The organism is Staphylococcus sp. McC-251-APC-3A2, assembly GCF_009695665.1.
In the GTDB taxonomy this organism is placed as follows: domain Bacteria; phylum Bacillota; class Bacilli; order Staphylococcales; family Staphylococcaceae; genus Staphylococcus; species Staphylococcus cohnii.
The window spans coordinates 14,006-26,692 of the sequence record NZ_VUNO01000005.1; the positions used below are offsets into that span (position 1 = coordinate 14,006).

Sequence of the window (12,687 nt, forward strand, 5' to 3'; positions counted from 1 at the left end):
TTATTATTAGTCATCAGCATGATTAATTTCTTCAATCACTAAATCAGCGAGTAATGTGATTAATTCGTCCATATGGTTCAACCTCCAAATATCAAATTATATTGAATTGATAACTTGTTGCATTGTTATTCGTTCTAGCCGTGTACTTGGGATAAAATGTTCAGTTATCTCTTTTTCATTCATGAATTCAGGGTACAAGTGATAAAATTTTAGTAGCTTCTGTTCTGTTTCATTTAACACATATTGTTGAATATGGTAGTATCTGTCGATATAATTAACGACAATAGGTTTTTGATGATCATCGACTTCTACTGAAGTAATTGTGTAATTTAATAAGTTGACGTTTGTTTTCATTTTTATGCCTCCGATTAATTTAATGAGCTACAACGCATAGCGCGTTGTAGCGGTATAATATTCAAATTTATAGGTCTAAATCATCATTTGCTTCTTTTTCTTTCGCTTGTTTCATAAAGTTATTAAGCAAATCTGGATTTGTATTACCATCAAATTGCGGTGGTGTAAAAGTTTCAGTATTAGAGCTTAAGCCGAAAATAGGGGCAAGCTCAGTACTTAATTGAAGAACATAGAATACTATCGTCTTGGATTTTCCTTGGGCATTTTTTACACTTCGCTTTGTTGTCTGACGACCTCGGTCGGATTGAATATGTCCTTTATCTCTTAGCGCATTGACGACATTTTGCACATCTTGGAACTGATACTCTTCCAACATATGTTTAAAAACATCTTTAAGCATTTTGACTTGAATGTGGTCGTCTTTCAGCTCAATAAGGCCATAATTTTCAATCATTGTTGAGAGTTTTCTATTTTCAGCAAATTTCCCACGATTTCTCATGACGAACTGCACAATTACATCGATGGCCTTAGCCCCCAAGGACCTTTCACTTACGGAATCAGCGTGATAATTAATTAGGTACTCTCTTACTGCATCCAAATCTATGGGTGTCGCAATTACACGTGCTAATATTCTTGCTGATGTCGTAATAATGGCGTAGCGCTTAAACATACGTATGCCTACATTGTTTGTTTCATTGTTAAGCTGCGTTTTGAACCAATCGTGTTCATAATGAAACCACTTGATTACTTCAGATTCACGATTTAGAAGATATTCAGCTACTAATGGCATTACGTGTCCATAGTTTTTGGATGTTCCTTTTTTAATGGCGTCTGCATTGTCAGCACTTGTTGTAAAGACATCAGAAATTTCGATGCATCTTGCTCTGAGACCATCATTTGCACTAGCATCTTTGAATATTGTGTGTTCTGCTGTACTAATCACACTAGATCCAAAGTGGTGAGGATTTTTTACATTTCCTTCTCGATTAGCACGTAGACGACCTTGCCCCTCTGCTAGGGAATAAAGTAGACCATTTGTATCTTTAAAGGTAGCTGCTGATAATTCATCTAAGGCAATAGGAACACCAAAGTTATTACTTAAGTATCCTTCAATTGCATTACGGGTGCCGTTCCAACCTCTGAATAATGTTTGGTCACCTTTAGATGGATTACCTGCTATTGAAACTGCTAATGCCGCTGCAGTCGATTTACCCGTACTAGAGTTCCCCATAAATGAAAATATCGTGCCAAAATATTCGACTTCATGCTTTGTTTTTAAGAACGCAGTCACTAATGAAGAAACACCAAATATCACAGCAAGCTCCAGTAACAAGTTTCCTTTTACTTCATCAAGATACATTTGCCACCAGCCTTCAAATGTACCTTTAGGTTGTAAGTCATACTTTGTTTCACAAATGATTTCATGAGCCTGAGACTGCTCGATGTCTTTTGAAAGATATGGTTCATCTAATGAAATGACAGTACCTTCATCAGTACTTAAGACACCTACACCTGTATACAATGTAGAAATGGGCAGTGATTGACGCATTAATTGTAGTGCATTACCTAGCGATTTAATGTACTTTTCATTGATGCTGAACCCAAACATAACCAGTCTAGGTAACTTTTGTGTCGTTAGAATATCTGATGTTTCAATACGTTCAATATTTTTGCCATCCGTGATAGTCAATTTCTCAACCCCTGTAGTAGGGTCGAGAAATTTGTTTTCTATGATGATTGGACTAGATAAACGAATTATCTTATCTTCGTCATTTTTGTTTTTTGCTCGAATAAGTTCATACCATGCAGTTGAATCTAACCAGTATGGATATTGCTCGAAGATATTGTTAGCCATTAGTTGTTACCACCTTTCACTTTTTTATATGTGATAGGATAAGTGTGATCGACTATAACAAATGGTACATCAGCATTTTTAACCCAGTATGCAAAACGTCTTGCAGCTTCTTGCTGATCAGCCGTATTGCACATATGATTCACGCTTTTACGCAAATCACTATAATGAAAACACTTATTCTCAGGAAATTGATAAGCAACTGCAATAGATGCTCTGTATAAAAAGTTTTGTGCATTACTTTTCATTTTAAATTCCTCCAATAACTTTTAAAGAGTCAATCTGATTAAACAAGTTAACACCTATTCAATCGATTGCTATAATAAGCTTAATTGAAAGAAATAGATTTGCCGCGGAACAAAAAATAGGGGGGAGGGGTATGTGAGTGATACCTACTTTGGAAGACGTAATTATTTATAGCGATGATTTTATCGATATAATTAACTACGATACGTCATATCTAGTATATGAAGATGTGTTGCTGATAAAAAGCTTAAACGATTTAAATAAGTATCAAATGGTGGATAGGGTATTATTCATGCAAAAATATTGTAAAGGTGATTTTGATTACTTGTTGGATGATGCAGAATTTAGATATATAAACAAAAATTATAACAATTTAAATTTATTTACATTTATTAACAGTGTAAATAACAACTTTAGCCTTAAACCGTTTTTAAATGAGGAACAGCTAAAATCAATATTAGCCATTAAGAAAGAAGATGCAGCTTGGAGCTATAATTCATCTATTACTTCAGATGAATTATCTAAATTAAATAAGACGCAAAAAAAATTAAGTACAAAGCTAGGTAGTATCTATACTATTTCAAAAAAAGACAAAGAATATGTGCGATTGGGACCAAAATTATCCTATATAAATTTACAACAGCACTGGAAATATTTACATAGTGAAATTAATTACTATAATTATCCTAATCAATTGATAAGTTATGTAGCATTAGAAATGGAGTATGCCTGGGCTTTTTTTAATGAACTATTTTATTTGATTGATTTATATCTGAAATCTCTAATTGCCCAAAAGAAATCTATTGCAAAATATAAGGCGAGAATAATTAAATTTATTCAAGATTATTTGATGATTTTACTTATAGATATACAATTACCAACTGTTAGGATTTGTTTGATTAGGAGTATAGTAGATGAGTGTGAGGACGAAACGGATTATAATAAAAAAAGAAAGTTGATAGAGCAAGCTGTCCAAAGGTATAAATATGTGAAGGGTCAAGTAGTTAGATTTCAAAGTGCCATGAAAGCATTAGTAAAAACACCAATATCTATTGAAAAAAATATGATGAGAACTAAAATTAATAATTATAAAAAATATTATTGTCCCAGACAAAAAACTAAATGTAGTAATATTGAATATAATGTGAGTTTGTTTTTTGAAGCTGTAGAAGGTTTTAAATAAATCATCTATAAAAAATGAATATAAATTGTATTTCTAGCAGTTACATGATTGATATTAATGAAGGAGTGATTTGATAAATAAAGTAGAGAAGTATAGATATGATAAGGAAAATACGCATTTTGATAGAAAGGAAGCACGTATTGAAAATAAAAAAATTATAGCACATGTTAATGGATTTGCTAATGCAGAGGGTGGAAAATTAGTTTTAGGAATTAGTGATAGTGGTAATATTACTGGATGTAAAGCGTATGAGGGGAAAAGAACTGAATAAATCAAAAGACTTATTAATAATAGTATTACTCCAACAATTGATTTTGAAGTTCATGAAATAGACATTGAAGATGATTATATAATAGAAATTGATGTACAGCCTAAAAATGATTCTGTAGTGTCCATTAGAGATAGTGGAGAGGTGTATTTAAGACAATCTGACAAAACCGACAAACTTAAACATGATAGAATTCTCGCTTTACAATACGATAAAGGTCAAAGGTCATATGAGGATGAAATTAATCAAAGGTTTGATACTGATGACTTTAATACTGACTTGTTTGATAAGTACAGAGAAGTAATGAATTCAGATATTTCAAATGAAGACATTTTAAATATTAGAACTGGATCCAATAAAAAAGGTTATACTAATTCAGCAATATTAATGTTTGCAAAAAATCCAGAAAAATATATACCTAATTCTAGAGTGCGTTTTATTAGGTATGAGGGTACTACACAAGAAACGGGTTCAAGATTGAATATTGTTAAAGAACAAAATTTTGAGTATCCTTTACCAATTCTAATAGATGAAGTTAGAAAACTAGTTCAAAGTCAATTAAGGGATTTTAACAGTTTAGACAAAAATGGGAAATTTATTTCAGTGCCTGAGTATCCGGAATTCGCTTGGCTTGAAGGAATAGTAAATGCAGTAGTTCATAGAGACTATTCAATAACAGGGGACTGTGTAAAAATTTTGATGTTTGATGATCGCTTAGAGATTTTGAGTCCAGGTAAATTACCTAGTATGGTTAATCTTGAAAATTTAAAATATACTCGTTTTTCTAGAAACCCTAGGATTGCTCGCTTGATGGCTGATTTTGGTTATGTAAAAGAATTAAATGAAGGTGTTAAGAGAATTTATGATGAAATGCAAGACTATTTTTTAAAAGAACCAGAGTATTCAGAGCCTGCTAATAAGTCTGTAAAGCTTAAATTGGAAAATAATATAGGTACTAGACGAACTAGAAAAAACGATAAAATTAGTGACTATATCACTGAAGAAGTGATGGATAGTTTATCTGATGATGAAATTAAAATCATTCAATATTTATATCCCTCAAATAAAATTAATATAAAGAAAGCAAATAGTGTAATGGGGAAAAAAGATGCATATTTTAGAAAAATATTAGGTGGTCTAGTTAAAAAAGGATTATTAATTTGGAACAGGAGTAGCAAGCAAGATCCTACTCAATATTATTCGTTAAAGGAATAATGAAGAGTAATGAAGAGTGAGGAAAGAAACCAATGCTCAATTGGTTTCTTTTTTTATAAGGTTCTTCTTATTAGTGAAATTGTTAAAAAACAAAATGCAATGAACTGACAAATTAAAATCGCTTTAAGTCGTATTCTCAAAGAATCTATAAATCACTGGTATATACACAGCTCCTTACTATCAGTTAAAGTGTCACTTTTCGGTTCTAATTTTTATTATTCATAAGATATGCAATATATGATACAATTCATTCAAATGTATATTTGAATGAGGTGCTCTATGGTTCAGACTATTATAGCTGCGGCAATACTTTATATTGCAACTGCGGTAGATTTATTAGTGATTTTATTAATATTTTTTGCTAGAGCAAAGACTAGAAAAGAATATAGGGATATTTATATAGGTCAATATTTAGGATCGATTATCCTCATATTAGTCAGTTTATTTTTAGCTTTTGTGTTAAATTATGTTCCAGAGAAATGGATATTAGGTTTATTAGGTTTGATCCCCATCTACTTAGGTATAAAAGTTGCTATTTATGATGATTGTGAAGGTGAAAAAAGAGCAAAAAAAGAATTAAACGAAAAAGGTTTGTCCAAATTAGTAGGGACTGTTTCTTTAGTGACAATTGCAAGTTGTGGTGCAGATAATATTGGTTTATTTGTCCCTTATTTTGTAGCATTGGATATTATTGAATTACTGACTACCTTAATTGTATTTTTAGTTTTAATTTTCTTTTTAGTATTCACAGCACAAAAACTAGCTAGAATTCCTGGTGTGGGTGAAATTGTTGAGAAATTCAGTCGTTGGATTATGGCTGTTATTTACATAGCATTGGGCTTATTTATTATTATTGAAAATGAAACCATACAAACGATATTAGGATTTATATTATAAATTAAGGTGTGACTTAATATGAGTAACAATAAAATTTGTGACGTCATTTGTGTTCATGAGGAAAAAGTGAATTATGCTTTAAGATTTTTAAAAGAAGAAAAAACTCAACGGCTTATCAATACACTATTAAAGATAAGTGATGAGAATAAGCTGAAAATTATATTAGCTCTAATTAAAGAGAAAGAATTATGTGTTTGTGACTTATCTATAACATTAGGTTTGAGTATAGCTTCAACATCACATCATTTGAGAGCCCTGTATAAAAGAGACGTGCTGAATTTTTACAAGGATGGGAAAATGGCATACTATTATATCAAAGATATAGAAATGAAATCATTATTAATAAAATGTATGACTTAAATATAAAGAAACGCTCACATTAAACGAGCGTTTCTTTGAATTCTTGTATTCTTTTTCCAATTTCATCTCTAACACGTTGAAATTCTGGCCATTCTTTTCCTGCTGGATCATCAAAGCCCCAGTGTTCTTTTTTAACATTAGGTGGTAATATAGGGCAATTATCGTCTGCATCACTACATAATGTTACGACCAAATCTGACTGTTCTAAGATATCACTATCAATCAAATCTGATGTGTGGTTTGAGATATCAATATCCACTTCTTTCATAGCTTCTATTGCTTTAGGATTAACACCATGTGTTTCAATACCGGCAGAATAGACATTCCAATCTTCACCCAATATTTTCTTTCCCCAACCTTCAGCCATTTGGCTACGACAAGAGTTTCCTGTGCATATAAAATAAATTGTTTTCTTATCCATAATTAAAGCCTCTTTTCTTAAAATATAATTAGTGTAAGGTATAAACCTAAAAGTGTTACAAATAGGACTGGAATAGTAATGATAATTCCAGTTTTAAAGTATGTTCCCCATGAAATCTTCACACCTTTTTGTGTTAAGACATGTAGCCACAATAATGTTGCTAAAGAACCAATCGGTGTTATTTTAGGTCCTAAATCAGAACCTATGACATTCGCATAAACCATACCTTCTTTAATTGTTCCAACTACATTCGATTGTCCGATAGCAATTGCATCTATTAAAACTGTAGGCATATTATTCATAATTGATGATAACAAAGCAGATATAAAGCCCATGCCCATAACACTACTGAATAGTCCATAACTTGAAATATTGGATAATGCATCAGCTAAAATTGTGGTGATGCCTACGTTTTTCAAGCCGAATACGACTAAATACATACCAATTGAAAATAGGACAATATTCCATGGTGCACCTTTAATTACTTGTTTCGTATGCACAGCTTCGGAATTGCGAGCTAACAGTACAAAGATAATAGCAATAATACCAGCAATGATTGATACAGGGATTTGAATAAACTCACTAACAAGATAACCCACAAGTAGTATTGCTAATACAATCCATGAAATCTTAAATAATTTAGAATCTTTAATTGCATTTTTAGGATGTGAAAGATTTTCTGTATCGAACGTTTTAGGTATAGATTTTCTGAAATATAACCATAAAACGAGAATACTAGCAATCAGAGAGAATATATTAGGAATAATCATTCGACTAAAATATTCAATAAATCCAATATCGAAGTAATCTGCAGAAACGATATTAACTAAGTTACTTACAATTAAGGGTAGTGATGTAGTATCAGCGATAAAGCCACTGGCAATGATGAATGGGAAAATAACTTTTTTATTAAACCCTAGATTTCTTACCATCGCTAATACAATAGGAGTTAAGATTAAAGCTGCACCATCATTTGCGAAAAATGCTGCTACAATTGCCCCAAGTAACATAATAAAAACAAACATTTTTAAGCCATTACCGTTTGAAGCCTTGACCATATGTATTGCAGACCATTCAAAAAAACCAATTTCATCTAATATTAATGAAATAAGAATAACAGCTACAAAAGTTAAAGTTGCATTCCAAACAATACCGGTTACTTCTAATACATCGGAAAAACTTACGACTCCTGTAATGATAGCAACAACAGCTCCAATTAAAGCTGTAATACCAATATCTAAACCTTTTGGTTGCCATATCACAAAGATTAAAGTTAACAAGAAGATTATAATTGCTAAAATAGTCATCAACAGTCACCTGATTTCACATTTTTACATACACATCTTTGATTAGATGTATTAATGATGTTTAAGTTTTGAATAATATCATCTAAAATAGCATGATTAAGTTGATACCAATGTTTGTTGCCGTCTTTTCGTGTTGTAACTAATTCGTTATCTACTAATGACTTCATATGATGACTTAGTGTAGGTTGTGAGAATTGAAAGTGTTCTAATAAGTCACAAGCGCATAGTTCACCACAAGAAAGTAAATCTAATATTTCTATCCTGCTTGGATCTGATAAAACTTTTAATATTGCTGATAATTCTTTATAAGACATAAATATACCTCCTATTCATTACATAGATTAACATCTATATAGCTTTGTGTCTATGTAGTTTTTTGACTAATTTTAGTATTAGATTAGAATGCGTCCTAAATAACTAGTTTTATTATCTTGCAAAAGTTGAAATAATAATTTATATTTAATACATCAAAAAAAATTGATGTATCATTTTAGTATTTTATAAAGGAGTTCGATTTTATGAGAATAAATCATGCAGGTAGATTATCTGTTGATTATTTTGTTAGCTACTTAAATCTAATTATGATATCAAGAGAAGTTTCTTTAAAAGAAGCTATATCATATATGAAAAATGAGTTCTTTAAAGGAGAACCTGACATGTATGGTAAAATAACAGAAACTCATTTTAATCAAGCAATACAAGAACTCAAACAAAAATAGAAATATCTATATATAAGAGAGGTGATTATTTAATGGAAATTATTAAGTCCAGTCCTAATAGAAGTGAGGAAGAACAATTAGACTTTTATGAACAGATGTTTAATGCGCTAGCTGATAAAATCAGGCTTAAAATTCTACAATCAATACGTCAAAGCGATTCAAAATCTTTATGTGTTTGTGATCTAGAAGAATTATTAGCGTTAAAACAATCTAAACTTTCCTATCATTTAAAAAAATTAGTAGATGCAAATATTCTTATTGCTGAAAAGCATGGCACATGGAATTATTATAAAATTAATGAGCAACAAATACAGGTGGTTTTAAATGAAGATACTTGCTGTAAGATACCTTAAGTATCTTCTTTATAACATAGAATTAATCAATTTTTTTTGATTAATACATCAAGAAAAGTTGATTAAATGAATTCGGAGGCGTTATACTAATGATAGATTCAATTATGGAATTCATAAAAACATTTCTGATGTTATTTTTTGAATTATTATTACTATTTATAGTAGTGAGTTTTATAGTAAGTCTGATTCAACAAGTTGTTTCAGAAGAAAAAATTATAAAGCTTTTGAGCAAACCTAATGAAGTCGTCAATTATATATTAGGTATGATATTTGGTGCTGTTACACCATTTTGTTCTTGTTCAACTATTCCAATACTTGCAGGTCTATTAAATTCCAAAGTTCCTTTTGGTCCAGCAATGAGTTTCTTAATTGCTTCACCGTTAATGAACCCACTAATGATATTTATGTTATGGGCTTTATTAGGATGGAAAGTAGCCATTGTTTATTTTGTAGTACTAGCAATTTTCAGTATTTTAACAGGTTTAGTATTTTCAAAAATGAATTTAGCTGAAAGTTATAAAGGGGTCAATGTTAAAGGTGATGGCTTTTTTGCTAATAAAACAGGATCTCGTTTTAAACAAGCATTAAACGATGCGTGGGCATTTTTATACCCAATGTTACCTTATCTATTTATTGGTGTATTTATTGGTGCCTTTATATATGGATTCATACCTGAAGAATTTATAACTAAGTATGCAAGTGGTGATGGTTTTATATCGGTGTTTATTGCTTCTGTTATCGGTATCCCTATGTATATCAGACCAGAAACAATGTTACCTATAGCCGAAGCATTAGTATCAAAAGGTATGTCGCTAGGAACAGTAGTTGCATTAATAATTGGTGGTGCTGGCGCAAGTATTCCAGAGGTCGTATTGCTATCTAAGCTATTCAAGAAAAAATTTGTAATATCATTCATTATTGCAATTTTAGTTGTGGCTATTGTTACAGGTTTGATTGTGAATATCATTATTTAAAGGAGGTGAAATAATGGGTATTAAAGACGCATTAAAAAAAATAAAACCTCAAGAACAGTCATGTTGTTCGGTAGAAATTGAGGAAAAGAACGAAAAAAAAGAAAAAGATGAAAAAGAGCAAGAAGATAATAACAATTCTTGTAACAATTAATTTAGAAGTCTGTAAAATATATGCTTCTAATAAATAAATGAACGACAAATTCCAAAGTAATAGTATGGAACTTGTCGTTCTTTCGTTTCAGTTAAGGAAAATGATGTTGTTTATTTAATATTCTTTAAGACTTATAACAAAAAGACGTTAATTAAAAACCGCATCACTACCTGATAAGCAGAACCCTATAATAAATAAAGCTAAAAGTTGAGTTGTACAATATTTATTACTTTAAATGAGATAGTATTTCAATATTGCTATTTGAATAAATTTATATAACCTATATAATGAGGATGAATAATTAGAAGAAAGGTGAATTTAATGAAAAAGTTAAGGTATAATAATTTAAATAATAAAACTAGATTAAATCATCAATTTAAATTTTCTAGTGTGGCCCTCATTATTAGCACTTCTTTAATGGGATATAGTGTGACTTCAACACCATCAGTAGAAGCAAAAGATAAGGCTGATTTAAATATTGAGACACATTCGAATAGTGAAAATACGCTAGAAAAACGCATTCAAGAAGGTAAAGAGAAAATTGATAAACTAAAAAACATTAAAGATAGTCAGAAAGATGCTTCTATTAATGAAATTATAAAAGCTAAAAGTACAGAAGAAGTTGAAGCAATATTGAAGAAAGCAAAAAAGGTTGATAATAAAATCATTGAACAGAATAAAGTGCAGAGTCATTTAATTGAAAATGACAAAAAGGAAGTATCTGAAGATAAGGAAAGTGTAAAAAGTGAGTTAGATGGTCAAAAAAATATAGCCTCTTCTGTCAAAGAAAAGTCTAACCATATTGAAGAACAAGATAGTAATGAATTGTTCGATCAAGAAGGTCTGCAAGATAATACGTTTGATGCTAATTTAAATCAAAGAGATACAAAGCAAGATACAGCTCATTTGTTTGATGATAGTGTTAATTTTTCCAATTTAGTTGATATGGGTAAACTAAATGAAGAAAGTAAAGATATAGCAGATATGAATGATAGTGAAGAAAATAAAAATACGGCTTCAGAAAAAGACGAAGGCGCTGTTAAAGAAAACAACCAAGACGGTTTAGCATTTAAAGATACATCTAATACTAAGAGTAATCAAATGCAACAATCAGACAAAATTAAAAAAGACATCGATAAAGTTACGACAAACCATTCAAAAGTAAAAGATAATTTAGATTATTATGTCGAAAATAAAGAAAATAATTTAAAGATATTGGATTCAAAGCTTTCTGAACGAGACTCAATATCTGCTAAAAACAAAGAAAAATTGAAAAAGGAAATAGAAAAAACGCAACAAAGTCTAAAAAAACAAAATGACGTTGTATTAAATCATTTACAATCTGTAAATAATAAAGAACAAGCTGTAAAAGATATTGTTAGTGGTACTTTTGATGAAAAGAGTGCACAATCTATTTTAGAACGTATAGATACAAAAGGTAAAACAGATCAACAAATCGCGAGTCAAGTTGTTAGTGAGTTAGATAACTTATCTACTACTACGAGTGATGATATTTTAAAATCTATGTTTGATAAAACAACTGATAAGCAAGAACTTATTAAAACAATTCTATTAACTAAATTTGATCATATAGATACATCAAAAATCGTTGATGAAATAATGCATAAAAATCCTAGTAACGAACAAATTGTAGCTTTAATCAAACATCATTTTGGGCACAATGTTACAAGTGATGATATTTTAGAAAATATATTGGACCAATCTCATGATAAACGTAAAGCTTTAGAAACAATGCTAGCTACGAAATTAAATGATGCTAAAGCTAAAGCGCTTGCTGACGTTATTGCCAAAAAAGAAGATTCTAAGCATAACTTATTAAATCTAATGAAATCGGGAATTAATAATGAGTTGAATGATCTATTAAAGGCTGATAAAGACATAAGTAAATTTAAAGATGATATGCATGGTTTGTTTGAACCATTAAAATATACGCCAAGTTTATCTAATAAATTTGATGGGAGTTTGTTAGACAGAGCTGAACAGATGCGAAAATTAAGTGGAAATTCAAAATTACTTGGTACACCAAGTCTATTTGACGATTTATTCAATAGAAACAGTATATTAGATGGAATTAAGGATATATCTAATCCTTCGCCTGGTCGTGCTTTATCTCTAGGTGATTCCTCGGGTAGCTTTTTAAGTGGTTTATTTGACAATAATGGTGATTTTTCTTTACCTGATACAGGAACAGTAGTAAAAAAATCAACGATTCCATTAGGGATTCTACTTTTCATTATAGGTGGTGGATTAATATGGTTCACCAAACGAAATAAATAGAAAAATTGTAAATATTAACTCATACTGTATTTTAGTATGAGTTAATTCATATAGTATATTTAAAATGCTCCATTCAAAGTGAACACTAG

General features: G+C 30.3%; 15 protein-coding genes and 1 pseudogene. 10 read left to right on the plus strand and 6 right to left on the minus strand.

Going from position 1 to position 12,687, the window contains the following annotated elements; translation table 11 throughout:
* Nucleotides 1-96: 96 nt before the first annotated feature.
* From FYJ81_RS10315 to ssb, 3 genes are all read right to left on the minus strand, one after another.
* Nucleotides 97-354 carry a hypothetical protein gene (locus tag FYJ81_RS10315; protein ID WP_107523551.1) on the minus strand — a complete coding sequence of 86 codons (258 nt, stop codon included), beginning with the start codon at nucleotides 352-354 and terminating at the stop codon, nucleotides 97-99.
* A gap of 67 nt (nucleotides 355-421) precedes the next feature.
* Nucleotides 422-2,209: a cassette chromosome replicative helicase gene (cch1, locus tag FYJ81_RS10320; RefSeq protein ID WP_154409628.1), complete on the minus strand. Its 1,788-nt coding sequence runs from the start codon at nucleotides 2,207-2,209 to the stop codon at nucleotides 422-424.
* Nucleotides 2,209-2,454, minus strand: a complete 246-nt coding sequence (gene ssb, locus FYJ81_RS10325) for a cassette chromosome ssDNA-binding protein (RefSeq protein WP_071331185.1) — start codon at nucleotides 2,452-2,454, stop codon at nucleotides 2,209-2,211. Before ssb ends, cch1 begins: the two co-directional genes overlap by 1 nt.
* Nucleotides 2,455-2,591: 137 nt before the next feature.
* On the opposite strand from ssb, the gene FYJ81_RS10330 reads away from it, so the two are divergent.
* From FYJ81_RS10330 to FYJ81_RS10350, 5 genes and pseudogenes are all read left to right on the plus strand, one after another.
* Nucleotides 2,592-3,635 (plus strand): ACP synthase, encoded by a 1,044-nt coding sequence (locus FYJ81_RS10330; protein ID WP_071331184.1) that lies wholly within the window; start codon nucleotides 2,592-2,594, stop codon nucleotides 3,633-3,635.
* A 70-nt stretch (nucleotides 3,636-3,705) separates the two neighbouring features.
* Nucleotides 3,706-4,071 (plus strand): annotated as a pseudogene (locus FYJ81_RS13285) (AlbA family DNA-binding domain-containing protein); the annotation flags it as partial.
* A gap of 219 nt (nucleotides 4,072-4,290) precedes the next feature.
* The gene (locus tag FYJ81_RS13245; RefSeq protein WP_226956782.1) at nucleotides 4,291-5,118 is read left to right on the plus strand and encodes an ATP-binding protein; all 828 of its coding nucleotides are present in this window, start codon (nucleotides 4,291-4,293) and stop codon (nucleotides 5,116-5,118) included.
* Between the two features lie 279 nt (nucleotides 5,119-5,397).
* Nucleotides 5,398-6,015, plus strand: coding sequence for a CadD family cadmium resistance transporter (locus tag FYJ81_RS10345; RefSeq protein ID WP_071331183.1), 618 nt, complete (start codon nucleotides 5,398-5,400; stop codon nucleotides 6,013-6,015).
* 18 nt (nucleotides 6,016-6,033) lie between these two features.
* Complete coding sequence (locus FYJ81_RS10350) at nucleotides 6,034-6,375, plus strand: ArsR/SmtB family transcription factor (RefSeq protein ID WP_025907459.1); 342 nt, start codon at nucleotides 6,034-6,036, stop codon at nucleotides 6,373-6,375.
* A gap of 19 nt (nucleotides 6,376-6,394) precedes the next feature.
* On the opposite strand, the gene arsC is transcribed toward FYJ81_RS10350, so the two are convergent.
* Genes arsC through arsR form a run of 3 tightly spaced genes read right to left on the minus strand, consistent with a single transcriptional unit; the run spans nucleotide 6,395 to nucleotide 8,417 of the window.
* Nucleotides 6,395-6,796 carry an arsenate reductase (thioredoxin) gene (gene arsC, locus FYJ81_RS10355; protein WP_107523511.1) on the minus strand — a complete coding sequence of 134 codons (402 nt, stop codon included), beginning with the start codon at nucleotides 6,794-6,796 and terminating at the stop codon, nucleotides 6,395-6,397.
* Nucleotides 6,797-6,813: 17 nt separating this feature from the next.
* Nucleotides 6,814-8,106 (minus strand): arsenite efflux transporter membrane subunit ArsB, encoded by a 1,293-nt coding sequence (gene arsB, locus FYJ81_RS10360; protein ID WP_192945511.1) that lies wholly within the window; start codon nucleotides 8,104-8,106, stop codon nucleotides 6,814-6,816.
* Nucleotides 8,103-8,417, minus strand: a complete 315-nt coding sequence (gene arsR / locus FYJ81_RS10365) for an As(III)-sensing metalloregulatory transcriptional repressor ArsR (RefSeq protein WP_070704783.1) — start codon at nucleotides 8,415-8,417, stop codon at nucleotides 8,103-8,105. The genes arsB and arsR overlap by 4 nt, the downstream gene beginning before the upstream one ends.
* 204 nt (nucleotides 8,418-8,621) lie before the next feature.
* Here arsR and FYJ81_RS10370 point away from each other — a divergent pair, with 204 nt between their 5' ends.
* The 5 genes from FYJ81_RS10370 (at nucleotide 8,622) to FYJ81_RS10390 (ending at nucleotide 12,598) form a co-directional block, all read left to right on the plus strand.
* Nucleotides 8,622-8,822 carry a hypothetical protein gene (locus FYJ81_RS10370; protein ID WP_070704786.1) on the plus strand — a complete coding sequence of 67 codons (201 nt, stop codon included), beginning with the start codon at nucleotides 8,622-8,624 and terminating at the stop codon, nucleotides 8,820-8,822.
* 32 nt (nucleotides 8,823-8,854) lie between these two features.
* Nucleotides 8,855-9,175 (plus strand): ArsR/SmtB family transcription factor, encoded by a 321-nt coding sequence (locus FYJ81_RS10375; protein ID WP_070704789.1) that lies wholly within the window; start codon nucleotides 8,855-8,857, stop codon nucleotides 9,173-9,175.
* A gap of 89 nt (nucleotides 9,176-9,264) precedes the next feature.
* A complete protein-coding gene (locus FYJ81_RS10380) occupies nucleotides 9,265-10,149 on the plus strand; it encodes a permease (protein ID WP_070704792.1) in 885 nt (294 codons plus the stop codon).
* 13 nt (nucleotides 10,150-10,162) lie between these two features.
* Nucleotides 10,163-10,300 carry a hypothetical protein gene (locus FYJ81_RS10385; RefSeq protein WP_107523509.1) on the plus strand — a complete coding sequence of 46 codons (138 nt, stop codon included), beginning with the start codon at nucleotides 10,163-10,165 and terminating at the stop codon, nucleotides 10,298-10,300.
* Nucleotides 10,301-10,621: 321 nt separating this feature from the next.
* Nucleotides 10,622-12,598 carry a GA module-containing protein gene (locus tag FYJ81_RS10390; protein WP_107386113.1) on the plus strand — a complete coding sequence of 659 codons (1,977 nt, stop codon included), beginning with the start codon at nucleotides 10,622-10,624 and terminating at the stop codon, nucleotides 12,596-12,598.
* The last annotated feature ends 89 nt before the right edge of the window (nucleotides 12,599-12,687 follow it).

Bases quoted from the DNA above. Each gene is read 5' to 3' on its own strand.
- FYJ81_RS10315 (WP_107523551.1), bottom strand. From the start codon at position 354: ATGAAAACAAACGTCAACTTATTAAATTACACAATTACTTCAGTAGAA.
- cch1 (WP_154409628.1), bottom strand. From the start codon at position 2,209: ATGGCTAACAATATCTTCGAGCAATATCCATACTGGTTAGATTCAACT.
- ssb (WP_071331185.1), bottom strand. From the start codon at position 2,454: ATGAAAAGTAATGCACAAAACTTTTTATACAGAGCATCTATTGCAGTT.
- FYJ81_RS13245 (WP_226956782.1), top strand. From the start codon at position 4,291: ATGTTTGCAAAAAATCCAGAAAAATATATACCTAATTCTAGAGTGCGT.
- FYJ81_RS10345 (WP_071331183.1), top strand. From the start codon at position 5,398: ATGGTTCAGACTATTATAGCTGCGGCAATACTTTATATTGCAACTGCG.
- FYJ81_RS10350 (WP_025907459.1), top strand. From the start codon at position 6,034: ATGAGTAACAATAAAATTTGTGACGTCATTTGTGTTCATGAGGAAAAA.
- arsC (WP_107523511.1), bottom strand. From the start codon at position 6,796: ATGGATAAGAAAACAATTTATTTTATATGCACAGGAAACTCTTGTCGT.
- arsR (WP_070704783.1), bottom strand. From the start codon at position 8,417: ATGTCTTATAAAGAATTATCAGCAATATTAAAAGTTTTATCAGATCCA.
- FYJ81_RS10370 (WP_070704786.1), top strand. From the start codon at position 8,622: ATGAGAATAAATCATGCAGGTAGATTATCTGTTGATTATTTTGTTAGC.
- FYJ81_RS10375 (WP_070704789.1), top strand. From the start codon at position 8,855: ATGGAAATTATTAAGTCCAGTCCTAATAGAAGTGAGGAAGAACAATTA.
- FYJ81_RS10380 (WP_070704792.1), top strand. From the start codon at position 9,265: ATGATAGATTCAATTATGGAATTCATAAAAACATTTCTGATGTTATTT.
- FYJ81_RS10385 (WP_107523509.1), top strand. From the start codon at position 10,163: ATGGGTATTAAAGACGCATTAAAAAAAATAAAACCTCAAGAACAGTCA.
- FYJ81_RS10390 (WP_107386113.1), top strand. From the start codon at position 10,622: ATGAAAAAGTTAAGGTATAATAATTTAAATAATAAAACTAGATTAAAT.